The sequence below is a fragment of the Roseateles sp. genome (assembly GCF_047654805.1).
Lineage (GTDB): Bacteria > Pseudomonadota > Gammaproteobacteria > Burkholderiales > Burkholderiaceae_C > Pelomonas.
On sequence record NZ_JASGIV010000001.1, the window covers coordinates 5,076,493 to 5,099,431 of the forward strand.

Consider the following 22,939-nt stretch of genomic DNA (forward strand, 5'->3'; position numbering starts at 1 on the left):
GCGTCAGATCCGCATCGGCATGACGACGTACTTGAAGCCCGTCGTGTCCGGAATGGTGAGCAGCGCACTCGACGCGCTGTCGTTGAGGTCGATACAGACCATGTCCTGGCTCATGTTGCCCAGCGCATCCATCAGGTAGGTCACGTTGAAGCCGGTTTCGATCTTGTCGCCGCCATAGTCGATCTCGATCTCTTCCTTGGCTTCTTCCTGCTCGGCATTGCTCGACGCGATGCTCAGCAGGCCCGGCTCGAAGGTCAGGCGCACAGCCTTGAACTTCTCGCTGGTCAGGATGGCGGCGCGCTGCAGGCTGGACAGCAGCGGCGCACGGCCCAGCGTCAGGCGGAACTTGTGGTTCTTCGGGATGACGCGGTTGTAGTCGGGGAACTTGCCTTCGACCAGCTTGGTCACGAACTCCATGCCGCTGAAGCTGAACTTGGCCTGGTTGCCGGCAAAGCGCATCTCGATCGCGTCATCGTCCTTGCCGTCCTTCAAGAGGCGCTGCAGCTCCAGCACGGTCTTGCGCGGCAGGATGACTTCCTGCTTGGGAATGTCCGTGTCCAGCTCGGCCTGGGCCAGCGCCAGGCGGTGGCCGTCAGTGGCAACAAGCGTCAGGTTCTTGCCTTCGGCGACGAACAGGATGCCGTTCAGGTAGTAGCGGATGTCATGCACCGCCATTGCGAAGTGCACCTGGTTGATCAGGCCCTTCAGCGCCTTCTGCGGCACGCTGAACGCGGGACCGAAGTCGGCAGCCTCCTGCACCAGCGGGAAGTCGTCGGCCGGCAGCGTCTGCAGCGTGAAGCGGCTCTTGCCGCCCTGCAGCGTCATCTTGTTCTGGTTGCTCGTCAGGCTGACCGTCTGGTCGGCAGGCATGGAGCGCAGGATGTCGATCAGCTTGCGCGCGCCGACGGTGGTGGACAGGTTGCCGGCGTCGCCGTCGAACTGGACGGTCGTGCGCACCTGGATCTCGAGGTCGCTGGTCGTGAGCTCCACCTGGTTGCCGGTCTTGCGGATCAGCACGTTGGCCAGGATGGGCAGCGTGTGGCGCCGCTCGACGATGCCGGACACCGCCTGCAGCGCGCCGAGCACCTGATCCTGGGGAGCTTTCAAAACGATCATGGAGGCCTCTTGGAGGGAGAGTTTTTTTGACTGGGTACACCCAGAAAACGCGCGCGCGCGTGAAGCTGCGATTGTCGCCCGGAATGGGGACGTTGCCGGGCGGCAAGGGCTTGGTTGGTGATACGGGTCAACCCGAGTTTTCGGGCCGAGCGCCGGGCCACTCGCCAGGCCATCCTCTGGCGGGAGCAGCCGAAGCGCTCCTGGGACGGTGGGTCAGCCTTTCAGCGTCTGTTCGAGGACGTGCAGCTGCTGGTTCAGTTCGGTGTTCTTCTGACGCTCGCCACCGATCTTGCGCACGGCATGCAGCACGGTGGTGTGGTCGCGGCCGCCGAAGAGTTCGCCGATCTCGGGCAGGCTCTTCTGCGTCAGCTCCTTGGCCAGGTACATCGCGATCTGGCGCGGCCGGGCGATGCTGGCCGGGCGCTTCTTGGAGTACATGTCGGCAACCTTGATCTTGTAGAAGTCGGCCACCGTCTTCTGGATGTTCTCCACGCCGATCTGGCGGTTCTGGATGGACAGCAGATCCTTCAGCGCCTCGCGGGCCAGCGTGATGCTGATCTCCTTGTGCGAGAACTTGGCGTAGGCCAGCACCTTGCGCAGCGCACCTTCCAGCTCGCGCACGTTGGCGCGCACGTTCTTGGCAACGAAGAAGGCCACGTCCTCCGGCATGGGCGTGCCCTCGGCCTCGGCCTTCTTGATCAGGATGGCGACACGCATCTCCAGCTCGGGCGGCTCGATGGCCACCGTCAGGCCGGCATCGAAGCGCGACGTGAGGCGCTCGTCGATGTCCACCAGCCCCTTGGGGTAGGTGTCCGACGTCATGATGATGTGCGCTTTCTTGGCAAGCAGCGCCTCGAAGGCGTTGAAGAACTCCTCCTGCGTGCGGTCCTTGCCGGCAAAGAACTGCACATCGTCGATGAGCAGCAGGTCCAGCGAGTGGTACTTGGCCTTCAGCTCGTCGAAGGTCTTGCGCTGGTAGTTCTTGACCACGTCGGAGATGAACTGCTCGGCGTGCAGGTACAGCACGCGGGCGTCCGGACGGTCCTTCAGCAGCGCATTGCCGACGGCGTGGATCAGGTGGGTCTTGCCCAGGCCGACGCCGCCATAGATGAACAGCGGGTTGTAGGTGATGCCGGGCGCGCCAGCCACGTGCAGCGCAGCCGTGCGAGCCATCTGGTTGGCTCGACCGGGCACCAGCGTGTCGAAAGTGAGCTGCGGGTTGATGCGGTGCCTGCTCGCCGCCGGCGCCTGCGACGGCAGCACGATGGTGCTCGCCGTCGGCGCGACGGCGGGCTTGAGCGCCGCGCCCGCCTCGATCGGCAGGGCCGCCTGCTGCGGCACAGGCGCCGCGCCAGCCGACTGGCCGGCGACGGGCGCGGACATGCCAACAGGCTCGCGCGCGGCCAGCGCCAACTCCAGTCGCGTCGGGCGCCCGGCGAGCTCGGTCAGGATGGCCTCGATGCGGGCTGCGTACTGGCGGCGGATCCAGTCGCGCTTGAAATGGTTGGGTACCTTCAGTGTCGCCACCAGCGCGCCGGCAGCGTCATCGCTCACCAGCGTGGCGGGCGGCAGCGGGCGGATCCAGGTGTTGAACTGCTGCTCCGGCAGCTCGGCCGCCAGACGCTCGCAGCCGCGCCGCCAGAGCTCCGCTGCCCAGTCCGCCGAATCGGTGACCTCTGCGCCTGCCTTCAATGCCTGCACCCCGTCCACCCCATGCTCTTCTTCTCTCATTGTGGAAAACTTCTTTTCGAGCGGCCGGATTGTACGGACCCGAGGCTGCCGAAAGGCGGGTTATCCACAGAATTTCGAAGGGGGTCAATCCCTGGCAAACCCGGGCCGGGCCGGGCGACTTATTGACCGGGCCGGCGGCATCTGCTGTAATCACGGGTTTTCGCGCATTGCGACTGGTTCGCTGTGCGCTTTTTTCGCCGGGGTCGTACATGACGGCCCTGGTTGTCTTGCTGGGTGCCAACCGCTGTGCCCGGCCCGCACAAACCCTCACAAGAGGTTTCCCATGAAGCGTACCTACCAAGCCTCCAAGACCCGCCGCGCCCGTACCCACGGCTTCCTCGTGCGCATGAAGACGCGTGGCGGCCGTGCCGTCATCGCCGCTCGCCGCGCCAAGGGCCGCAAGCGCCTGGCCGTCTAAGCCGCGCGACGGCGCCCTCGCGCGTCGTCAGCCTCCGGGCACCCGATGATCGGCAAGCTGCAACGCCCGGTGGATTTCGAGCGCGTGCTCGGCCGCCAGAGCCGGGCGCGCAGCGCGCATTTCGCGCTGCACCACCTTCCGGCCAACCCGGCGCCCAGCGCCTGGCACGCTGCGAAGTTACGCACAGCCTCAGCCGAGTTATCAACAGGCGACGCACAGCCTGCCCACAAGCTTGTGGAACACGACCCGCCTCGCATGCCTTCGGTCCAAGTTGAAGGCTGCTGGGTGGGTATCGTCGTGCCCAAACGGCATGCGCGCCGCTCCGTGACGCGCCAGCTCTTGAAGCGTCAGATTCGCGCCGCATTTGCTGAACGCCCCGGTATCCCGCCGGGTTTGTGGGTCGTCCGCTTGCGCTCACCCTTTGATCGCCAGAAGTTCCCGAGCGCCGCCTCCGACGCGCTGCGTGCAGCAGCGCGCGCTGAGCTGGCGCAGTTGCTGGACCGTGCGATGAAGCCGCCGTCGCCCAAATCGGCGACGCCCGCCGCATGACGCCGAGCTGGCCCGCCCGCGTGCTGATGGCCGTCGTGCGCGGCTACCGGCTCATGCTCAGTCCCTGGCTGGGCAATGCATGCCGCTTCGAGCCGACCTGCTCGCGCTACTCGCTGGCCGCGCTGGAACGACACGGCGCGCTGGCCGGTAGCTATCTGACCGTGCATCGCATCCTGCGCTGCCAGCCTTGGTGCAACGGCGGCCACGATCCCGTGCCCGACAATCCGCCGCGGCTCTTTTCCCGCCTACTCTCCTCGTCCGAGTCTCTCCATGACTGATATTCGCCGCACCGTGCTGTGGGTGGTGTTCACGATGTCCCTCGTCCTGCTCTGGGACGGCTGGCAGAAGCACAACGGACATCCTTCGATGTTCAGCCCCGCGGCGCCCAAGGCCGCGTCGTCGGCAGCCCCCGGCACACCGGCCTCCAGCGGAGTGCCTGCGGCCACCGCAGCCGCCGGCCAGGCGCCCGCGCCGGCTGCCACGCCAGCGGCTGCGCCGTCCGAGAAGATCACGATCCGTACCGACGTGCTGACGGTCACCGTGGACACGCTGGGTGGCGACATCGTGCGCGCGGAACTGCCCAAGTACCTGACGTCGCCGGATCCGACGGTGACCGACCAGCTGCTGCAGATGGTGCATCTGCAGAAGAAGCCCGAGTTCACGCCCGAGCCCGTCGTCCTCTTCAACGCCGCCCAGCACTACCGCGCCCAGACCGGCCTGGTCAGCGCGCAGGGTCCGCTTCCCGCGCACACGACGCCCATGACGGCGGTGGCCGGCGAGCGCGAGCTCAAGGCCGGCCAGGATCAGGTGCAGCTGCGCCTGGAGTCGGCCGAGGTCGGCGGCGTCAAGCTTGTCAAGACCCTCACGTTCAAGCGCGGCGCCTACACGGTCGGCGTCACGCACGAGGTCATCAACACCGGCACGGCGCCGGTCACGCCCCAGGTCTATCTGCAGCTGGTGCGCGACGGCAGCACCGTCACGGGCGGCGCAGCCTTCACGCCCAGCTTCACCGGCCCGGCGGTCTACAACGACAAGGCCAAGTTCCACACGATCAAGTTCGAGGACATCGACAAGGGCAAGGTCGACATCGAGAAGCAGGCCGGCGACGGCTGGGTCGCGATGGTCCAGCACTACTTCGCCAGCGCCTGGCTCGTCAACGAACCGGGCAACCGCGAGTTCTTCGTTCGCAAGCTGCCGGGCCAGCCCGGCGTGAGCGCCGACACCTACGCCACCGGCCTGGTCTTCACGCTGCCGACGCTGGCGCCCAATGCCACCGCGACCCAGCAGGCCACGCTGTTCGCCGGCCCGCAGGAGGAGAACAACCTGGCGAAACTGGCTCCGGGGCTGGAGCGCGTCAAGGACTACGGCATGCTGACCATCCTGGCAGAGCCGCTGTTCTGGCTGCTGGACAAGCTGCACGGCTTCATCGGCAACTGGGGCTGGACCATCGTGGCCCTCGTGCTGCTGCTGAAGGTCGCGCTGTACTGGCTGAACGCGAGCGCCTACCGCTCCATGGCCAAGATGAAGGCTGTCGCGCCGCGCATCACAGAGCTGAAGGAGCGCTACAAGGACAAGCCGCAGGAGATGCAGCAGGCCATGATGCAGATCTACCGCGAGGAGAAGATCAACCCCATCGGCGGCTGCCTGCCCATCTTTGCGCAGATGCCCATCTTCATGGCGTTGTACTGGGTGCTGCTGTCCACCGTCGAGATGCGCCAGGCGCCGTGGATCTTCTGGATCACCGACCTGTCGGTGCGCGACCCCTACTTCATCCTCCCGCTGCTGATGATGGCCTCCAGCCTGTTCCAGGTCTGGCTCAACCCGCCGGCTGCCGACCCCATGCAGCAGAAGATGATGTGGATCATGCCTGTGGCCTTCGGCATCATGTTCTTCGTCTTCCCGGCCGGCCTGGTGCTGTACTGGCTGACGAACAACATCCTGTCCATCGCCCAGCAATGGATGATCAACAAGCAGCTCGGCGTGAACTGAGTCACGTGAATCTGCACGGCCCCCGCACCCGGGGGCTTTTTTCTGCCCGCCATCAGCAGTTCAATGGCTTCGCGGGGCAGAGAACACCGGCCCGGACGGGGCTCACGAGAGCGCCCGAACCCGGCCTCCCCCGCGCCAACACCGTGAAACAGCCGCCCTCACTGCCCGTGACGGCGGCTGTTTCCTTTGGCGCCGCGACAATCGCGCCATGCTCGCCCGACACGCCGATCCCATCGCCGCCATCGCCACCGCTCCGGGCCGCGGCGCCGTCGGCATCGTGCGCGTGTCATCGCCGCAAGACCTGACACCACTCATCGAGGCCGTCTGCGGACGAACGCTGAAGGCACGCGAGGCGACCTACCTGCCGTTCCGGGACGCGGCCGGCGGGTCAATAGACCAGGGCCTCGCGCTGCATTTCCCCGCACCGCATTCCTATACCGGCGAGCATGTTCTGGAGCTGCAGGCCCACGGTGGCGCCGTCGTCATGCAATTGCTGCTCGCCCGCGTCATCGAGGCCGGTGGCAACGTACGGCTGGCCGAACCGGGCGAGTTCACGCAGCGCGCCTTTCTGAACGGCAAGCTGGATCTGGCCCAGGCCGAGGCCGTGGCCGACCTCATCGACGCCAGCACCGAGGCCGCCGCGCGCAGCGCCAGCCGTGCGCTGGGTGGCGCACTGAGCCATGAGGTGGGCACGCTGCGCGACCAACTCATCCAGCTGCGCATGCTGGTGGAGGCGACACTGGACTTCCCCGAGGAGGAGATCGATTTCCTCGAGAAGGCCGACGCCTTCGGCCGGCTCGATCGCCTCAACAGGCAGCTGCAGGCCGTCCAGGCCCGCACGCGCCAGGGCGCGCTACTGCGCGACGGCCTCAAGGTCGTGCTGGCCGGCCAGCCCAACGTGGGCAAGAGTTCGCTGCTGAACGCGCTGGCCGGGGCCGAGCTGGCCATCGTGACCCCCATCCCTGGTACCACGCGCGACAAGGTCAGCCAGACCATACAGATCGAAGGCGTGCCGCTGCACATCACCGACACGGCCGGCCTGCGCGATGACGCGGCCGACGAGGTGGAGCGCATCGGTGTATCGCGCTCCTGGGATGCCATTCGCAACGCCGACGTCGTGCTGTTCCTGCACGACCTGGGCCGCGTTGGCGAGGCCGGCTACGAGGCCGAGGACGAGCGCATCCGCGCGCGGCTGGATGGAGTGGAAGCGGAGCGCATCGTGCAGGTCTTCAACAAGGCCGACCTCGCAATGCCGCCGGCCGGCGAGATCGCGCTGAGCCTCAAGACCGGCGAGGGACTGGAGACGCTGCGCCAACGTCTGCTGCAGACGGCCGGCTGGCAGGCTGTGCCGGAAGGGCTGTTCATCGCCCGCGAACGCCATGTGCAGGCGCTGGCCCGCACGGCCGAGCACCTGGCGCTGGCCCGCGGCATCGCCGAACAGCGCGACGCCGCGCTGGACCTTCTTGCCGAAGAGCTGCGCCTGGCACACGACGCGCTGGGCGAGATCACCGGTGCCTTCTCGGCCGACGAGCTGCTGGGCGTCATCTTCAGCAGCTTCTGCATCGGCAAGTGACTCGGCTCAGCGCAGCGCCGCCTCGAACAGCGGGCGCTCGGCCGTCAGCGCGCCCACGAGTTCGGCCTCGAGCGCCTCACTGAACACAAGGTGGACCTCGACACCGATGTCGTCGAGCAGGCGGCGGGCGACGACGCCCGGGTAGCGCAGCGCCGTCATCGCGGCCGGCATCACCGTGCAACCCCGGCCCGCGGCGATCTGGGCGATGGTGGCCGAGGTGCCGGGCGCCGCAGCCTCGGCCGTGGGTCGAAAGCCTGCCGCCTCGTACTGACGCTGGTAGTGCATCCACAGCGCCGGGTTCTGGCGCCTCGGGAAACGAAGGAAGGGCGGTAGCGCCTCGAGCTCGCGCAGCCGCAGCGCCCGCTTGCGCGCCAGCACGCTGCCGCTGGGCAGCAGCGCAACGTGGCGCAGCCTCGCCACGGGCACATGCCGCAGGCCGTGCAGCTCGTGCGGCATCGCGATCAGCGCAGCATCCAGCGTCTGCCGGCGCAGGCCGTCGAGCAGTTGCGGGCCGATCTCCAGCACCGGCTCCAGCGGAATGCGCCCAGCGGTGGCGCGCCAGCCCGCATCCAGTGCCTGGAAGGCGCTCATGTCCATCCACCAGGGCAGGCCCAGGCGCAAGGCCCCGCGTGGGCGGTCGGCGGCAGCCTCGACGAGGGCGGCATCGAAGGCCCGCACGGCGGCCTGGAAGGCCGTGCGCGCGCGCTGGCCGGCAGCGGTCAGCCGCGTCGCCGGACCGTCGCGGTCCAGCAGCGTGACGCCCAGCGCCGCCTCCAGCGCCGCGATCTGGCGTGACAGCGGCGGCTGAGTTAGGTGCAGACGCTCCGCGGCGCGGCGGAAGTTCAGCTCTTCGGCCAGCACGAGGAAGTAGCGCAGCTGGCGGATGTCGATGCTGCGGTGGCCAGGGGGCGTCATGCCGAAAAGGTATCACCAATTCGGCAATTCACGCCATCGCCGCCAAGGCCCAGCATGCCGGCCCTTGGACCATTGGGAGAGCAGACATGACACGAATGCAAGCCGCCACGCGTCGCGCGGTGCTGAAGGCCGGATGGGGCGCGGGGCTGGGCTGGGGCCTGGCCGCGTGTGGCGGCGGCAGCGGCGAAAAGACGCCGGACGGACCGACCGTGCACAGCTTGGAGGCTGGCGTGGCGCGGGTCGGCGAAGCGGTGACCATGACGGCCATCTTCAGCGGCGGCACCGGACGCATCGAGCCCGATGTGGGCACGGTGCAGAGCGGCGTGCCGGTCAGTTTGCCGCCGGTCACCGCGCCGCGGCGCTACACACTGGTCGTCGAAGCCCAGGGGCGGCCCAGCGCGAGCCGGGTGCTGGACGTGAAGCCGGTCTACCGCGACCGCTACGTCTTGCTGGACGACGCGACACCGCGGCAATACCACGCGGCCGCCACGACGTCGGACGGACGGGTGCTCGTCATCGGCGGATCGCGCGGGATGGCCGTGCTGTCCGAAGCCGTCGAGCGCTACGAGCCGGCGACGCGACGCTTCACGCGCATCGGCAACATGTACACGGGCCGCGCGCTGCACACGGCGACGCCGTTGGCCGAGGGCCGCGTGCTGGTGGTCGGCGGCAACGTCGGCCTCAGCAACGGCGGCTTCGCGGAGCTGATCGACGAACGTCGCGGCAGCATCGAGCCGGCCGGCTGGCCCACGTTGCCGCGCATCCGGCATGCCAGCGTCGCGCTGGCGGACGGACGCGTGCTGGTGGTCGGCGGTGCGCAGCGCGACAGCGTCGAACTCTGGGACCCGGCGACGCAGCGCTTTCGCCTTGTCGCGGCGCGCATGGCCAACGTGCGCGAGTTCCCGACGGCAACGCGGCTGGCGGATGGCCGCGTGCTCATCGTTGGCGGGGACCACGAAGGCGCAACGCAGCGTCTGGCCGAGATCTTCGATCCGCAGACAGAGAGCTTCACGCCGGTGGCGTCACCGCTGAACGAGCAGCGTCGCACGATGCACGAGGCCCATGCGCTGGCGGATGGCCGCGTGCTGGTGGTCGGCGGCGAGCTGCGCACCGGCACCGGGCTGGAGCCGCTGGACACCGTGCTGGTCTACGACCCCGCCACGCAGGCACTGACGCTGCACGGCCGGCTCGACGTGGCGCGCACCCTGGTGCGCGGCCTGCTGTTGCCGGACGGCCAGCTGCGCCTGTTCGGCGGCCAGACCGCGGCCGAGGCTGCCGCACGCACGGCCAGCGCCTACGCGCCGGCGACGGGTGGGGCCACGGCGCTCGCCGCACTGCCGGCCGGCCGTGCGTGGCACACCGTGTCAGCCCTGCCGGAAGGCCGCATCCTGATCGTCGGTGGCGACAACGAGGGCGGCGGCGCCGTGCACGGCGCGCTGCTGTACGAGTAGCGCGTGCGCTCCCGATCCGCGCTTCAGCGCTTCAGCGCCGCGCCACGCAACACCTGGCCGCCCTGGCGCAGCACGGCCGCGACGACCTGGCCGGCCGCGTCACGCTCGAACTCGACAACGGCACCGACGCCCTTGATCTCGATGCGGTCCGGCCCCGCCGGCTCGGCAGCAATCGCACTCTGACCGCTCCCCTGCACCATCAGCCGGCCGTCGCGCTCGAATATGCGCAGGCTGAACTGCGGTGCAAGCTGGTACTCGCCGGCCCAGTCACGCCAGGCCGGATTGGCAATGGCGGGGGCCGCCTCGACGCTGCCGATGCGGCGCCCCTGCATCAAGCCACCGCCCTGGTGCCAGCTCAGGCGCTGCACCGGCCGGCCCTCCGCTTCGGGTGACTCCGGGCGCAGCAGCGCGGAGAAGCTGGTCGGGTAGAGATCGCCGCGACTGTCCTGGCGCAGCTCGAACTCGCTCTGGCCACGCGCCTGGCCCAGCAGCCGCCCATCGGCGGCTTCGCGGATCTGGAGCGTCACGCCGCCCACGTCCCAGTCGCCGACCATCGCCCGGCGCAGCGCGGCCGGCATGGCGACCTCGCGGCGCGGAAGCAGCGGAACGTCCAGGCCCAGTAGCGCCAGGCCCAGGTCGCTGAGGCCACCGAGGTCGGTCAACGCCGTATCAGCCAGCAGCACGACGGCGCGCTGCTGGCCGGGCTCCAGCACCACCAGTGACGAGAAGCCGCCCGTGCCCCCTTCGTGCAGCCGCAGCTCGCGGCCCTGCGGCTTGCCAACCACCCAGTTCATCGCAAAGCCGTTGGCCAGCGGCTGCTGCGTGAGGCGCAGCGCCTCGGTCAGCGCGACGGGCGTGTCGGGCAGACTGCCCAGCTCGGCGCGGGCATAGCGCACCATGTCGTCCAGCGTGGCCTTGACCATGCCGACGCCGGCCAGGTTGGGGGTGATGGTCCAGGCCGGCGTGGCCGCGCCGCCAGGCAGGTGACCGCCAGCAGGCCGGGCCGTCAGCGGCCTCGTGACGTAGGCACCGCCCATGCCCAGCGGCACGAACAGGCGCTCGCGCAGCGCCGCCTCCAGGTCGCCGCCCAGGCTGCGCGCGACGGCCAGGGAGACCAGCATCATGCCGAAGTTGGAATACTCGGCCTGGCTGCCTATGGCACGGGTCAGTGTCACGCGGCCCAGCGCGGCCAGCAGCTGGGCCTCGGTCAGCGCGGCGTAGGGATCCTCGGGCTTGGGCATGGGCATCCCGGGCGGCAGCCCAGGCAGACCGGCGCTGTGAGTCAGCAGGTCCCGCACGAGGATCTGGCGCTCGCCCTGGCGTGGTACCGCGGTGCCTTCGGGCAGGTGGCGGGCGATGGGGTCGTCCAGCGACCATTGGCCGCGCTGGATGAGGCCGGCCACGAGGAAGGCCGTCATGGTCTTGCTGACCGAGCCGATCTCGAAGGCCGCACCCGGGCCCGGCGCACTATCGCTGCGCGTGCCGGCGCAGGCGCTGCCACGCACGACACGGTCGCGCTCGATGACCGCGGCCTGCACGCAGGCCCCGCTGCGGTCACCGCTGAGGCGCGCCGCCAGCCGCTGTTCCAGCGCCGCCGGGCTGTCGGGCAGCGGGGCGGCCCAAGCCGGCAGCAGGGCGGCGCCCAGCGACAGCAGGGTCAACGCGCGGGACAGTGTCAGCAATGGCGGCATGGGTTCTCCAGATGCGATGGGTCGCCCATTCTGCGGCTGCGCTCAGCCGTCGTTGAACAAAGGCTCTGGCAGCGCGAGGCCGTGCTGGAGCGCCATGCCGAACAGGCTGCCCGACAGCGGCCGGGCCATCAGGTCGGCACTGCTCAGGCCTTCGCGGGCGGTCGTGACGAGAACCTGCTCGCCGCCCGGGCCGCCGAGGGCGGGACAGGTGACATGGCTCACGGGCACCGAGTAGCGCGCCAGCAGCCGGCCGTCCGGCGCGTAGCGTGCGACGGCAGCATTGCCCCATTCGGCATTCCAAAGGCAGCCCTGGGCGTCGATGGTGGAGCCGTCGGGCCAGCCCTCGTCCGGCTCCTTCTTCACAAAGAGGCGCGGCTCGCTGACGCGGGCGCTGGCCGAGTCGTAGTCGCAGACCATGATGCGACGCGTCGTCGTGTCGCAGAAGTACATGCGTCGGCCATCGGGGCTGAAGCAGATGCTGTTGGCGATGGCCACCCCGTCCAGCGCCAGCCGGCGCAGGCCGCTGGCCAGCGTGTACTGGTAGAAGCCGCCCACGGCCCGGCGCGGCTCGGCCTCGTCCAGCGTCCCGAAGACGAAGGCACCACTGCGGTCGCAGCGGCCGTCGTTGGCGCGCGTGGTGGGCAAATGGGCTTCCAGCTCCGCAATCGCCTCGGGCTGCACGGCGATGCTGCCGGTGGCCTGCAGGTCGGGCAGAGTCAGGCGCGCGACACGCTTGGCCAGGGCCAGCACCAGGGCGCCAGAGCGGCCGTGCACGAAGCAGCCGACGCGCTCGGGCAAGCGCAGCTGCAACGTGGCGCCCGCACCGGGTGTCCAGGCATGAATGCAGGCGCCCTGGATGTCGACCCACCACCAGCGGCCGCTGGGAGCGTGCCATTGCAGGCCTTCGCCGAGGTGGTTGGCCTGGGCCAGGGCGAGGCCGAAGGGATGTTGAGTGCGCATGGTTCAGCCGAAGCGATGGACGGTGGTGCTACGCCACACGGCGCCGGGCCGCAGCACGGTGGAGGGCCAGTCGGCGCTGGCGGCGTGGTGCGGCGAATCGGGGTTGTGCTGGGTCTCCAGACACAGGCCGTCGCCCTGGCGGTAGATGCGCCCGCCCGGGCCGGCCAGGCTGCCGTCGAGGAAGTTGCCGGAATAGAACTGCACGGCGGGCTCGCTGGTCAACACCTGCATGCGGCGGCCGGAGTGCGGATCCTCCAGCACGGCGGCGAGGCGCAGACCGTCGGCGTCCTGCTCGCCGTCGAGCAAGAAGTTGTGGTCGTAGCCCTTGGCGCGCAGCAGCTGCGGGTGGGCACGGCGGATGCGCGCCACGATAGCCGTGGGTTGGCGGAAGTCGAAGGGCGTGCCTTCGACCGGGGCGTGCCGCTGCGGGATCAGATGCTTGTCGACCTCGCTGTAGCGCGATGCGGGAATCGTCAGCCGGTGGCGCAGCACGCTGCCGTCGCCGGCGAGGTTGAAGTAGTCGTGATGGGTCAGGTTGACGACGGTGGCGCGGTCGGTCGTGGCCTCGTAGTCGATTCGCCAGCTGTGGTCAGTGGCGCTGAGCGCGTAGCGCACGCGCACGCTCAACTCGCCGGGAAAGCCCTGCTCGCCATGCGGACTCGTATAGCTGAAGGCCAGCGCCGCGGCCTCGCCGACACGCGGCTGGGCCGCGGCGGCCTGCCACAGCCGATGGCCGAAGCCCTCGGTGCCGCCGTGCAGGCAGTTGGGCCCGTCGTTGCGGGCCAGCGCGTGGGTCTCGCCATCCAGCTCGAAGCTCGCGCCGGCGATGCGGTTGCCGTAGCGACCCACGATGATGCCGAACGACGGGTTGCGGTGGACGTAGTCGTCAAGGTTGTCGAAGCCCAGCACGACGTTGCCGCTGCGGCCTTGCGCATCGGGCGTCCACAAGCCGGTGACGATGCCGCCCAGCGTGATGGCGGTGAGCTTCAGGCCCAGGCCGTTCTCCAGCGTGTATTCATGGACGACGCGGCCATCGGGCAGGCGCCCGTACTCGATGCAGCGCATGCTCAGACCCACCCGCCGTCGACGATGAAGTCCTGGGCCGTGCACATGGCCGAATCGTCTGCCGCGAGGAACAGCGCCATTGATGCGATGTGCTGCGGCATCAGTGGCTCATTGATGCACTGGCCCTTGGCGATTTCCTGCTTGGTTTCCTCGGTGACCCAGAGCTTGAGCTGCTTCTCGGTCATGACCCAACCAGGCACCAGCGTGTTGACGCGGATGTTGTGCGGCCCGAAGTCCCGCGCCAGGCAGCGCGTCAGCCCTTGCGCGGCGGCCTTGCTGGCGGTGTAGGCCGGCATGCCGCCTTGCTTGAGCATCCAGCTGATGGAGCCGAAGTTGACGATGGAGCCACAACCGGCCGCCTTCATGTCGGGCAGCACGGCCTGGGCGGCGAAGAACTGGTGCTTGATGTTGACGGCGACGCTGGCATCCCAGAACTCGGACGTCGTGTCTTCCACGACGTGGCGCTTGTCGTTGGCTGCGTTGTTCAGCAGGACGGTGAACGGGCCGGTGCGCTCGCGCAGGGCGGCTATTGATCCGCGCAGCGAGTCGACCCGGCTCAGGTCCGCCGCCATGAATTGCGGCGCGTGGCGCGATGTGGCGGCCAGACGCGCAGCCAGGGCGTGACCCTCGTCCGCGGCCAGGTCGATGAAGGCGACCCTGGCGCCCTGGGCGGCAAAGGCCTGGACCAACGTCTCGCCGATGCCTGTGGCCCCGCCCGTGATCAGGACACCCCGGTCCTGCAGGCTGGGGTAGTGCGCGAGGGAACTCATCGGGCTGTCTCCGGTCGGATGCGGGCCAAGCTTCTCTGGCCTGGCGATGTCCGATTATTAGTCATACTTTTTTGTTTGCAAAGCCGCAAATTCTCGGGTTAACCCCGATGATCATCGATAAATAGTCATACTTTAATTCGGGCAGCCGGCGGCAACAGCCGGCCGCGCGCCGCCTGCGGCGCTGGATCCAACCTTCCCCAGAGACAAGGGACCGCACCATGAGCGCCTCCGCCATCCGACCCTATCGCGGCGTCTTCCCCGTCGTTCCAACCATCTTCCACGCCGACGGCACGCTGGACCTGCCCGGCCAGCTTCGCTGCGTCGATTTCATGATCGACGCAGGTTCCAACGGACTGTGCATCCTCGCCAACTTCTCCGAACAGTTCGTGCTGTCGGATGCCGAGCGCGAGACGCTGACCCGCGCCATCATGGGTCACGTGGCCGGCCGTGTGCCCGTCATCGTGACGACCACGCACTACTCCACGCAAATCTGCATCGAGCGCAGCCGGCTCGCACAGGAGCTGGGTGCGGCGATGGTGATGGTGATGCCGCCGTACCACGGCGCCACGTACCGCGTGTCCGAAGGCCAGATCGAGGGCTTCTACCAGCGCCTGTCCGACGCGATCAACATCCCCATCATGATCCAGGACGCCCCGGTGGCTGGCACGCCGCTTTCGGTTCCGCTGCTTGCGCGCATGGCGACCAACATCGCCAACGTGAAGTACTTCAAGCTGGAGATGCCGCAGGCGGCCGCCAAGATGCGCGAGCTGATCCGCGTTGGCGGCGCGGCCATCGAAGGCCCCTGGGATGGCGAGGAGGCCATCACGCTGCTGGCTGACCTGGACGCCGGCGCTACCGGCGCGATGACGGGCGGCGCCTTCCCCGACGGCATCCGCCAGATCTTCGATGCCTTCCACGCCGGGGACCGTGAGACCGCCGTCGTCGAGTACGGCCGCTGGCTGCCGCTGATCAACTACGAGAACCGCCAGGGCGGCATCCTGACCGCCAAGGCACTGATGAAGGCCGGCGGCGTCATCGAGAGCGACGCGCCGCGCCACCCCTTCCCCGAGATGTCGCCTGAGACGCGCGCCGGCCTGCTCGACGCCGCCAAACGACTCGACCCCCTGGTCCTGCGCTGGGGCAAGTGATGCGTGCCCTGTGGGCACTGGTGGCGACGCTGGCGCTGCTGCTGGCCGCGCACGTGGACGCCGTCGAGCCGCAGGCCGACCCCGGTGCGCACGACCCGACACTACTGATCCAGGGCGACCGCTGGTTCGTCTTCACGACCGGCAAGGGCCTGCAGCGGCTGTCGTCGGCCGATGCCGGCAAGACCTGGCAGCGGCTCTCGCCGGTCTTTGCGCAGGCACCTGCCTGGTGGGCCGAGGCCGTTCCCGAGCACAAGGGTGTGGACGTGTGGGCGCCCAAGCTCTTCACGCATCGCGGCCGCGTCTGGGTGCTGTACTCCATCTCCACCTTCGGCAAGAACCGCTCGGCCATCGGCCTCGTCAGCAGCGACCAGCCGGACGGCAGCGAGTGGCGTGACGACGGCCTCGTCGTGCTCAGCCGCGCCGAGGACGACTTCAACGCCATCGACCCCGACCTCTTCGTCGACACGGACGGCAAGCTGTGGCTGAGCTACGGCTCGTTCTGGGGCGGCCTGCGCCTGACCGAGCTGGACCCCGAGACGCTGCGCCCCGTCGGAGAGACTCGCTTCATCGCCCGCCGCAAGGGCGGCATCGAGGCCCCGACGATTGTTCGGCACGGCGAGTGGGTCTACCTGTTCGCGTCCTACGACCTGTGCTGCAAGGGCGCCGAGAGCACCTACAACATCCGCGTCGGCCGCGCGCGCAGCGTGACGGGGCCGTATCTCGACCGCGACGGCAAGGCCCTGATGGACGCGGGCGGAACAAAGCTGCTGGCCGGCGGCACGCGCTGGAAAGGTCCGGGCCACCAGGACGTCGTCGGCGACTGGCTCGTGCACCACGCCTACGACACCGAGCGCGGCGGCAAGCCGCACCTGCGCATCAAGCGCCTGAGCTGGTCCACAGAAGGCTGGCCCGTGATTCCCCAAGAAGAATGAACCGGAGACACCCACCGTGGCTGGCTTGAAGTTGGAGAACGTCTGCAAGCGCTACGGCGCGGTGCAGGTCATCGCGGACTTGTCGCTGGACGTGGCGCAGGGCGAGTTCGTCGTCTTCCTCGGCCCCTCGGGCTGCGGCAAGACGAGTCTCTTGCGCATGGTCGCCGGGCTGGAGGAGGTCAGCGGTGGCCGCATCCTCATCGGCGACCGCGACGTGACCGCGGCACCGCCGGGCCAGCGCAATCTGGCCATGGTGTTCCAGCACTATGCGCTGTACCCGCACATGACGGTGCGCGACAACCTCTCGTTCGGGCTGAGGAACCTCGGCATCCCGGCCGACGAGATCGCCAGGCGTATCACCGAGTCGGCCCGCATGCTGGAGCTGGACACGCTGCTGGAGCGCAAGCCGGGCCAGCTCTCCGGCGGACAGCGCCAGCGCGTGGCCATCGGCCGCGCGGTGGTGAAGGAGCCGGGCATCTTCCTGTTCGACGAGCCGCTGTCCAACCTCGACGCCGCGCTGCGCGGCCGCACGCGGCTGGAGCTGGCCCAGCTGCACCAGCGCCTGGGCGCGACGATGGTGTTCGTCACGCACGACCAGATCGAAGCGATGACGCTCGCCACGCGCATCGTCGTCATGAAGGATGGCGCCATCGAGCAGGTCGCGACGCCGGCCGAGCTGTATCGCCGCCCATCCACGCGCTTCGTCGCGAGCTTCATCGGCACGCCGGGCATGGGCTTCGTGCCCGTCGAGCGCGCCGCGGACGACCGCGGGCACGCCGTCGTCACGGTCCCGGGTGGCCAGGCCATCACCACGCGCGTGCCGGCGCAGGGACTGCCAGCACAAGGTCTGGTGCTGGGCGTCCGGCCGGAGAACCTGCGTATCGCCGAGCATGGGCCGCTGCGCGGCCGCGTCGAGCTGGTCGAGTTCCTCGGCGAACGCACGCTGGCCCACCTCAAGCTCGACGGCGGTACCCCGCTCGTCGTCACCGTGCCGACCGGCGCGTCGCCCCGGCTGGGTGCCCCCGTTGCCATCACCGTGGATATGGCCGAGGCCCACCTCTTCGACGAGGACGGCCTGGCCCACCACGCGCAGGAGTCGCTGGCATGAGCGCCGCCGTCGGGCTGCGCGCCTCGCGCCCGGCCTACGCCCTCTTCGTACTGCCCTTCGTGGCCATCTACCTGCTGCTGCTGCTGTGGCCACTGGCCAAGGGCGTGTGGATCAGTTTCCACGACCACGACCTGCTATCCGACGACAGCCTGTGGGTGGGCCTGGCCAACTACGGGGAGCTGTGGGAAGACGAGGTCTTCCACCAGGTCGTGTGGAACACCCTCCGCTTCGTCGCCATCAGCACACCGATCTTCGTGGGGTTGTCGCTGATGCTGGCGCTGGCGCTCAACCGCCCCGGCAGGCTTGCAACCTTCCTGCGCGCCACCTTCTTCTGCGCGTCGGTCTTTTCGGTCACGCTGATCACCCTCGTCTGGAAGCTCGCGCTGATGCCCGAACGCGGCCTGGTCGCGCAGGCCTTCCACGCGATGGGCCTGCCGGAGCTGCCGCTGCTGACCAGTGACAACCTCGCGATGCTGACCGTGGCGCTTGTGACCGTGTGGTGGATCATCGGCCTGCCGATGATCATGTTCCTGTCGGCTCTGCAGCAGATCCCCTCGGACATCTACGAAGCCGCCGCACTGGACAACACGCCACGCTGGCGCGTGCTGACGCACATCACGCTGCCCTGCCTCAAGCGCGCCATCATCCTCGTCGCGCTGATCGAGGTGATCCGCCAGTTCCAGGTCTTCCCGCAGATCATGCTGATGACCAACGGCGGGCCCAACAACACGACGCGCTCCGTCGTGCAGTTCATCTACGAGCAGGCCTTCATGCAGCTCTCTCTGGGCTACGCCACGGCAGCGTCGCAGGTGCTGCTGGCCATCATGCTGGTCGGCGTGTCGACGCAGCTCTGGCTGGAACGCGACAAGAAAGGCCAGCGATGAACCCCTTGCTGAGACGCGGTTGGTTCGACCGCTTCGTCCTGGCGGCGCTGACGCTGTTGGCCCTGGCCTGGATGGCGCCGCTGCTGTGGGTGCTGGCGCTGTCCTTCAAGCCCAACGAGTTCTTGCTGACGCGCACCGACGTCTTCCTCGCGCCACCCTACACCCTGGCCAACTACCTGGACATCCTGCAGACCTCGCAGGTGTTCCGGTGGCTGGGAAACAGCGCCCTCGTCGCTCTGTTGCAGACGGTGGGAGTGCTGGTGTTGTCGTCGCTGGCGGGCTATGGGTTCGCGCGCTGCGAGTTCCCGGGACGCAAGTGGCTGTTCGCTCTTGTCATGTTCGGCCTGGCCGTGCCGGCGCAGTCCGTCTTCATCCCGCTGCACCGGCTGTTCTCCGACTGGAACCTGCAGAACACCATTGCGGGCCTCGCGCTGCCGGGCTTGGCCGCGCCCTTCGGCGTCTACCTGATGACGCAGTACTTCAAGGCCATCCCGGCCGAACTGGAAGAGGCGGCGATGCTGGACAACGCGTCGCGCTTCAAGACCTTTTTGACCATCATCCTGCCGCTGACGCTGCCGGCCCAGGCCACGCTTGGCATCTTCACCTTCCTCGCCTGCTGGAACGACTACCTTTGGCCACTGGTCATTGCGACACAGCCGGACATGTACACGCTGACGCGGGGCCTTGCGTCCACGCAGACCAACTTCGCGCAGTCGGAAGGGCTGGGATTCCTGATGGCGCAGGCCGTGTTCGCGGGGCTGCCAGCGCTGATGCTGTATCTCTTCTTCCAGCGCCACCTGGTCACGGCCGTCGCGGGGACGGGCAAGTCATGAAGCGCCTGGCAGCTCTCATCTGCACTGTCCTTCTCGCCGCCTGCGGCGCGGGCAAGGACGGCGCGGGCAAGACCGAGATCACGCTGATGCGCTTCTTCGGCAGTTGCGAGGCGCAGTACGGCCAGGTGGCGAAGGCTGCCCAAGGCGTGGGCGAGTGCGGCATCATCACGGCGCTGGTCAACGAGTTCAACGCGACCAACACCGACGGCATCGTCGTGAAGACGCAGATCGGCGAGTGGGGACCGTACTACGACCAGCTCACCGCCCGCCTTGTCGCCAAGGACATCCCGACCATCGCCGTCATGCACGAGTCGGCCCTTGGCGACTACGTGCGCCGCAAGCTCGTGCTGCCACTTGACGAGGACTTCGCGCGCGTCGGCGTGCCGGTGGACGACTTCACCGAACACGCACGCCGCGGCACGTCGTTCAACGGCCAGACCTATGCGCTGCCCTTCGACACCTGGGCCTGGCTCTGGCACATCAACACCGGCCTGATGAGGAAGGCCGGCCTCGCGAGCGCCGATGGCCAGCCCACGCTGCCGCGCTCGCCCGGGGAGCTGCTGGCGCAGGCGCGTCAGTTCAAGCAGCGCACCGGCAAACCCTATTTCGCCTGGGCCGTGGCCAACGAGACGGCGGCCAACGACCGCACCTTCCTGACGCTGGTGGCGCAGCAAAACGCCCGGCTGTTCTCCGACGACGGCAAGACCATCGACATGCACCAGCCCGCTGTCGTGAATGCGCTGACACTGATGCAGACGCTCTATCGCGAAGGGCATGTGCGGCCCAACCTCGACTACGCCGCGGCCAACCAGGCCTTCCTGAATGGTGAGGCAGGCGTCGTCGTCGTCGGCACCTGGACCATCGACCAGTTCCTGCGCGAGTCGCAGAAGCCCGACTCCAAGCTCAGGGGCGCATACACGGTGAGGCCATTCCCGCAGCTCTACGAGAAACCCGCGGTGTTCGCCGATGGGCATTCATGGGCGTTGTTCAAGGGCGGCGCCAAGGACGCCAAGGCGCACGAAGCCAGCGTCAAGTTCCTGAAGTTCGTCTGGGACCGCACCGCCGAGTGGTCACGCACGGGCCATCTGCCCGTCAGCAAGACCGTGGCCGAGAGCGCGGCCTTCCGCGCCTTGCCCATGCGCGAGGCGTTGACCGAGATTACGCAGACCGGCATCGGCATGCCGGGCAATGTGCCGACGCAGCGCGCCATCGAGTTGCTGATCGGCGAGGACGTGGCCAACGTGATGATCTCCGGCAAGCCGGTGGAAGACGTGCAGAAGAGCGTCGAGAAGCGTGTCAACAAAGCCCTGAAGAAGGCGCGCCGCTGATGTTTGAAGCCAAGCTCATCGTCGATCGCGACTTCGTTCTCGCGCCGCTGGACCGCCGCCTGTTCGGCGTGTTCGTCGAGCACCTGGGCCGCTGCGTTTACAACGGCATCCACGAGCCTGCCCACCCGACAGCCGACGAGCATGGCTTTCGTGGCGACGTGGCCGAGCTGACGAAGGAGCTCGGCGCCACCATCGTGCGCTACCCCGGTGGCAACTTCATGTCGGGCTACAACTGGGAAGACGGCGTGGGGCCCAAAGAGCAGCGACCGCGCCGGCTGGACCTGGCCTGGTTCTCTACCGAGACCAACCAGGTCGGCACGCACGAGTTCATGGCCTGGTGCCGCAAGGTTGGTATCGAGCCCATGTTCGGCGTCAACCTCGGCACGCGCGGGCCGGACGAGGCCCGGCACTATCTCGAGTACTGCAACCACCCTGGCGGCACGGCGCTGTCGGACCTGCGCCGTTCGCATGGCGCGCAGGAACCGCTCGGCATCAAGTTCTGGTGCCTGGGCAACGAGATGGATGGCCCCTGGCAGATCTGCCAGAAGACGCCTGACGAGTACGGCCGCATCGCCAAGGAGACCGCCAAGCTGATGCGGTGGGTGGATCCGAGCATAGAGCTCGCGGCCTGCGGCTCGTCGGCCTACGACATGCCGACCTATGGCGTCTGGGAAGACCGCGTGCTGGAGCACTGCTTCGAGTTCGTGGACTACCTGTCGCTGCACAGCTATTTCGTGAAGCCGCCAGCTGGTCAGGGTTCAGACACCAGCACCGAAAGCTTCTTCGCTCAGATCGAGACGAATGCCCGCTACATCGAGGACACCGTCGCAATTGCCGATGCGGTGGCGACGCGCAAACGATCGACGAAGCGCCTGAAGCTGTCCTTCGACGAGTGGAATGTCTGGTATCGCGCCCGCCATGGCGAACACCTGAAGCAAGCGGGCTGGCCCGAGGCGCCGCGCCTGCTGGAAGAGATATACACAGCGGAGGACGCGCTGCTCATCGGCGGCATGCTGACGATGTTCATAAACCATGCGGACCGCGTGAAGGTGGCGTGCATGGCGCAGCTGTGCAACGTCATCGCTCCCATCATGACCGAGCCCGGCGGGCCGGCCTGGCGGCAGACCATATTCCACCCATTCGCCCAGGCCGCACGCTGGGCGCATGGCGACGTGCTTCGCTCAGTCGTCAAGTCGCCCGGCTATGCGAACGCCAAGCATGGCGAGCTGCCCTATCTGTGCGCCAGCGTCGTCCACGACGCGGCGACGGACCAGACGGCGGTGTTCCTGCTGAACCGCCATTTGACCGACCCGATGGAGCTGTCCATCACGCTGCGCGGCCTGGGTATGGATCGAGAACTGGTGCTGGCCGAGGAGCTGCATTCGGCGGACCTCAACGCCAGCAACACCGCCGACGCGCCCGACCGTGTCGCACCGCAACCCCTGGAAGGCGTCGCCATAGCCGGCGAGCAGCTGCATGTGAGGCTCAAGCCTGCCTCGTGGAACATCATCGTCACGAAAGTCCTGCGCCCATGACCTGCTGGAACAACCCCCTCATCGAGCAGCGCGCCGACCCGCAGATCACGCTCGTAGACGGCCGCTACTGGTTCACCGCCTCGGTACCCGGCTATGACGCCATCGAGGTCCGCAGCTCGGACAGCATCGCGGGTCTGGCCACCGCCACGCCCAAGACCATCTGGCACAAGCACGACAGCGGACCGATGAGCTGGCATGTGTGGGCGCCTGAGCTGCACCGCATCGATGGTCGCTGGTACGTCTACTTCGCTGCGGCCGAGCGCGGCGACATCTGGAAGCTGCGCATGTACGTCCTCGAGTGCGCCGGCGGCGACCCCTTGCACGACGACTGGGTGGAGCGCGGCCAGATCACGACGCCCGAGGAAGGCTTTTCGCTGGACGCCACTCAATTCGAGCACGGCGGCAGGCGCTATCTGTGCTGGGCGCAGAAAAGCCCGCCGACGGAAAGCAACCTCTACCTCGCCGAACTCTCCAACCCGTGGACCCTGAAGACCGCGCCGGTCATCATCACGCGGCCCGAACTGGCCTGGGAGCGCATCGGCTTTTGCGTCAATGAAGGCCCCGCACTGCTCAAGCGCAACGGCCGCGTCTTCATCGCCTACTCGGCGGCCGCGACCGACGCAAACTACTGCATGGGCCTGCTGTGGGCAGACGAAGGCGCCGAACTGTTGGACCCGGCGAGCTGGAGCAAGTCGTCCGTGCCGGTGTTCCGAACGGACGAGACGGTCGGCCAGTACGGCCCCGGCCACAACAGCTTCACGACGACACCCGACGGCCGGACCGACCTGCTGGTCTATCACGCGCGCAACTACCGCGACATCGTCGGCGACCCGCTCAACGACCCCAACCGCCATGCGCGCGTGCAGGCCTTTGGCTGGCGTGCGGACGGCTTCCCAGACTTCGGCACGCCCGCGGCCGATGGCCCCTATTCGCTGTGAGATCG

The 22,939-nt window shown here is 68.2% G+C and carries 21 protein-coding genes; 14 read left to right on the forward strand and 7 right to left on the reverse strand.

All coding sequences use genetic code 11. From position 1 onward, the window contains the following. Positions 1 to 3: 3 nt before the first annotated feature. Positions 4 to 1,116 (reverse strand): DNA polymerase III subunit beta, encoded by a 1,113-nt coding sequence (gene dnaN / locus QM732_RS22910; protein WP_415658392.1) that lies wholly within the window; start codon positions 1,114 to 1,116, stop codon positions 4 to 6. A gap of 213 nt (positions 1,117 to 1,329) precedes the next feature. Continuing rightward, positions 1,330 to 2,847 (reverse strand): chromosomal replication initiator protein DnaA, encoded by a 1,518-nt coding sequence (gene dnaA / locus QM732_RS22915; protein ID WP_415658393.1) that lies wholly within the window; start codon positions 2,845 to 2,847, stop codon positions 1,330 to 1,332. 283 nt (positions 2,848 to 3,130) lie between these two features. Here dnaA and rpmH point away from each other — a divergent pair, with 283 nt between their 5' ends. The 5 genes from rpmH to mnmE all read left to right on the forward strand — a co-directional run bounded on the left by rpmH (position 3,131) and on the right by mnmE (position 7,376). Next, positions 3,131 to 3,265 carry a 50S ribosomal protein L34 gene (rpmH, locus tag QM732_RS22920; RefSeq protein ID WP_054021782.1) on the forward strand — a complete coding sequence of 45 codons (135 nt, stop codon included), beginning with the start codon at positions 3,131 to 3,133 and terminating at the stop codon, positions 3,263 to 3,265. A 45-nt stretch (positions 3,266 to 3,310) separates the two neighbouring features. After that, positions 3,311 to 3,814, forward strand: coding sequence for a ribonuclease P protein component (locus tag QM732_RS22925; RefSeq protein ID WP_415658394.1), 504 nt, complete (start codon positions 3,311 to 3,313; stop codon positions 3,812 to 3,814). Beyond that, positions 3,811 to 4,092: a membrane protein insertion efficiency factor YidD gene (gene yidD, locus QM732_RS22930; RefSeq protein ID WP_415658395.1), complete on the forward strand. Its 282-nt coding sequence runs from the start codon at positions 3,811 to 3,813 to the stop codon at positions 4,090 to 4,092. The genes QM732_RS22925 and yidD overlap by 4 nt, the downstream gene beginning before the upstream one ends. Then, positions 4,085 to 5,803 carry a membrane protein insertase YidC gene (yidC, locus tag QM732_RS22935; protein ID WP_415658396.1) on the forward strand — a complete coding sequence of 573 codons (1,719 nt, stop codon included), beginning with the start codon at positions 4,085 to 4,087 and terminating at the stop codon, positions 5,801 to 5,803. Before yidD ends, yidC begins: the two co-directional genes overlap by 8 nt. Positions 5,804 to 6,011: 208 nt before the next feature. Continuing rightward, positions 6,012 to 7,376 carry a tRNA uridine-5-carboxymethylaminomethyl(34) synthesis GTPase MnmE gene (gene mnmE / locus QM732_RS22940; RefSeq protein ID WP_415658397.1) on the forward strand — a complete coding sequence of 455 codons (1,365 nt, stop codon included), beginning with the start codon at positions 6,012 to 6,014 and terminating at the stop codon, positions 7,374 to 7,376. Positions 7,377 to 7,382: 6 nt separating this feature from the next. Here the strand turns inward: mnmE and QM732_RS22945 are convergent, their stop codons facing one another. Continuing rightward, complete coding sequence (locus QM732_RS22945) at positions 7,383 to 8,291, reverse strand: LysR family transcriptional regulator (RefSeq protein WP_415658398.1); 909 nt, start codon at positions 8,289 to 8,291, stop codon at positions 7,383 to 7,385. An 86-nt stretch (positions 8,292 to 8,377) separates the two neighbouring features. On the opposite strand from QM732_RS22945, the gene QM732_RS22950 reads away from it, so the two are divergent. Beyond that, positions 8,378 to 9,742 (forward strand): Kelch repeat-containing protein, encoded by a 1,365-nt coding sequence (locus QM732_RS22950; protein WP_415658399.1) that lies wholly within the window; start codon positions 8,378 to 8,380, stop codon positions 9,740 to 9,742. Between the two features lie 23 nt (positions 9,743 to 9,765). On the opposite strand, the gene QM732_RS22955 is transcribed toward QM732_RS22950, so the two are convergent. From QM732_RS22955 to QM732_RS22970, 4 genes are read right to left on the reverse strand one after another with little or no spacing between them, the layout of a single operon-like run. Then, a complete protein-coding gene (locus tag QM732_RS22955; protein WP_415658400.1) occupies positions 9,766 to 11,433 on the reverse strand; it encodes a serine hydrolase domain-containing protein in 1,668 nt (555 codons plus the stop codon). Between the two features lie 42 nt (positions 11,434 to 11,475). After that, positions 11,476 to 12,393: an SMP-30/gluconolactonase/LRE family protein gene (locus QM732_RS22960; RefSeq protein ID WP_415658401.1), complete on the reverse strand. Its 918-nt coding sequence runs from the start codon at positions 12,391 to 12,393 to the stop codon at positions 11,476 to 11,478. A gap of 3 nt (positions 12,394 to 12,396) precedes the next feature. Further along, positions 12,397 to 13,458 carry an aldose epimerase family protein gene (locus QM732_RS22965; protein WP_415658402.1) on the reverse strand — a complete coding sequence of 354 codons (1,062 nt, stop codon included), beginning with the start codon at positions 13,456 to 13,458 and terminating at the stop codon, positions 12,397 to 12,399. 2 nt (positions 13,459 to 13,460) lie between these two features. Further along, positions 13,461 to 14,228 carry an SDR family NAD(P)-dependent oxidoreductase gene (locus tag QM732_RS22970; protein WP_415658403.1) on the reverse strand — a complete coding sequence of 256 codons (768 nt, stop codon included), beginning with the start codon at positions 14,226 to 14,228 and terminating at the stop codon, positions 13,461 to 13,463. A gap of 218 nt (positions 14,229 to 14,446) precedes the next feature. Between QM732_RS22970 and QM732_RS22975 the strand changes: the two genes are divergently transcribed. From QM732_RS22975 to QM732_RS23010, 8 genes are read left to right on the forward strand one after another with little or no spacing between them, the layout of a single operon-like run. Further along, positions 14,447 to 15,376, forward strand: a complete 930-nt coding sequence (locus QM732_RS22975; RefSeq protein WP_415658404.1) for a dihydrodipicolinate synthase family protein — start codon at positions 14,447 to 14,449, stop codon at positions 15,374 to 15,376. Then, a complete protein-coding gene (locus QM732_RS22980; protein WP_415658405.1) occupies positions 15,376 to 16,308 on the forward strand; it encodes an arabinan endo-1,5-alpha-L-arabinosidase in 933 nt (310 codons plus the stop codon). Before QM732_RS22975 ends, QM732_RS22980 begins: the two co-directional genes overlap by 1 nt. Positions 16,309 to 16,324: 16 nt before the next feature. Next, positions 16,325 to 17,416, forward strand: coding sequence for an ABC transporter ATP-binding protein (locus QM732_RS22985; protein ID WP_415658406.1), 1,092 nt, complete (start codon positions 16,325 to 16,327; stop codon positions 17,414 to 17,416). Next, positions 17,413 to 18,300, forward strand: a complete 888-nt coding sequence (locus QM732_RS22990) for a carbohydrate ABC transporter permease (RefSeq protein WP_415658407.1) — start codon at positions 17,413 to 17,415, stop codon at positions 18,298 to 18,300. Before QM732_RS22985 ends, QM732_RS22990 begins: the two co-directional genes overlap by 4 nt. Then, positions 18,297 to 19,133, forward strand: coding sequence for a carbohydrate ABC transporter permease (locus QM732_RS22995; RefSeq protein WP_415658408.1), 837 nt, complete (start codon positions 18,297 to 18,299; stop codon positions 19,131 to 19,133). Before QM732_RS22990 ends, QM732_RS22995 begins: the two co-directional genes overlap by 4 nt. Next, positions 19,130 to 20,461 carry an extracellular solute-binding protein gene (locus QM732_RS23000; protein ID WP_415658409.1) on the forward strand — a complete coding sequence of 444 codons (1,332 nt, stop codon included), beginning with the start codon at positions 19,130 to 19,132 and terminating at the stop codon, positions 20,459 to 20,461. Before QM732_RS22995 ends, QM732_RS23000 begins: the two co-directional genes overlap by 4 nt. Beyond that, positions 20,461 to 21,996 (forward strand): alpha-N-arabinofuranosidase, encoded by a 1,536-nt coding sequence (locus QM732_RS23005; RefSeq protein WP_415658410.1) that lies wholly within the window; start codon positions 20,461 to 20,463, stop codon positions 21,994 to 21,996. Before QM732_RS23000 ends, QM732_RS23005 begins: the two co-directional genes overlap by 1 nt. Further along, complete coding sequence (locus tag QM732_RS23010; RefSeq protein ID WP_415658411.1) at positions 21,993 to 22,934, forward strand: family 43 glycosylhydrolase; 942 nt, start codon at positions 21,993 to 21,995, stop codon at positions 22,932 to 22,934. The genes QM732_RS23005 and QM732_RS23010 overlap by 4 nt, the downstream gene beginning before the upstream one ends. The last annotated feature ends 5 nt before the right edge of the window (positions 22,935 to 22,939 follow it).

Coding starts and splice junctions, on each gene's coding strand:
- dnaN (WP_415658392.1), bottom strand. CDS start 1,116: ATGATCGTTTTGAAAGCTCCCCAGGATCAGGTGCTCGGCGCGCTGCAG.
- dnaA (WP_415658393.1), bottom strand. CDS start 2,847: ATGAGAGAAGAAGAGCATGGGGTGGACGGGGTGCAGGCATTGAAGGCA.
- rpmH (WP_054021782.1), top strand. CDS start 3,131: ATGAAGCGTACCTACCAAGCCTCCAAGACCCGCCGCGCCCGTACCCAC.
- QM732_RS22925 (WP_415658394.1), top strand. CDS start 3,311: ATGATCGGCAAGCTGCAACGCCCGGTGGATTTCGAGCGCGTGCTCGGC.
- yidD (WP_415658395.1), top strand. CDS start 3,811: ATGACGCCGAGCTGGCCCGCCCGCGTGCTGATGGCCGTCGTGCGCGGC.
- yidC (WP_415658396.1), top strand. CDS start 4,085: ATGACTGATATTCGCCGCACCGTGCTGTGGGTGGTGTTCACGATGTCC.
- mnmE (WP_415658397.1), top strand. CDS start 6,012: ATGCTCGCCCGACACGCCGATCCCATCGCCGCCATCGCCACCGCTCCG.
- QM732_RS22945 (WP_415658398.1), bottom strand. CDS start 8,291: ATGACGCCCCCTGGCCACCGCAGCATCGACATCCGCCAGCTGCGCTAC.
- QM732_RS22950 (WP_415658399.1), top strand. CDS start 8,378: ATGACACGAATGCAAGCCGCCACGCGTCGCGCGGTGCTGAAGGCCGGA.
- QM732_RS22955 (WP_415658400.1), bottom strand. CDS start 11,433: ATGCCGCCATTGCTGACACTGTCCCGCGCGTTGACCCTGCTGTCGCTG.
- QM732_RS22960 (WP_415658401.1), bottom strand. CDS start 12,393: ATGCGCACTCAACATCCCTTCGGCCTCGCCCTGGCCCAGGCCAACCAC.
- QM732_RS22965 (WP_415658402.1), bottom strand. CDS start 13,458: ATGCGCTGCATCGAGTACGGGCGCCTGCCCGATGGCCGCGTCGTCCAT.
- QM732_RS22970 (WP_415658403.1), bottom strand. CDS start 14,228: ATGAGTTCCCTCGCGCACTACCCCAGCCTGCAGGACCGGGGTGTCCTG.
- QM732_RS22975 (WP_415658404.1), top strand. CDS start 14,447: ATGAGCGCCTCCGCCATCCGACCCTATCGCGGCGTCTTCCCCGTCGTT.
- QM732_RS22980 (WP_415658405.1), top strand. CDS start 15,376: ATGCGTGCCCTGTGGGCACTGGTGGCGACGCTGGCGCTGCTGCTGGCC.
- QM732_RS22990 (WP_415658407.1), top strand. CDS start 17,413: ATGAGCGCCGCCGTCGGGCTGCGCGCCTCGCGCCCGGCCTACGCCCTC.
- QM732_RS22995 (WP_415658408.1), top strand. CDS start 18,297: ATGAACCCCTTGCTGAGACGCGGTTGGTTCGACCGCTTCGTCCTGGCG.
- QM732_RS23000 (WP_415658409.1), top strand. CDS start 19,130: ATGAAGCGCCTGGCAGCTCTCATCTGCACTGTCCTTCTCGCCGCCTGC.
- QM732_RS23005 (WP_415658410.1), top strand. CDS start 20,461: ATGTTTGAAGCCAAGCTCATCGTCGATCGCGACTTCGTTCTCGCGCCG.
- QM732_RS23010 (WP_415658411.1), top strand. CDS start 21,993: ATGACCTGCTGGAACAACCCCCTCATCGAGCAGCGCGCCGACCCGCAG.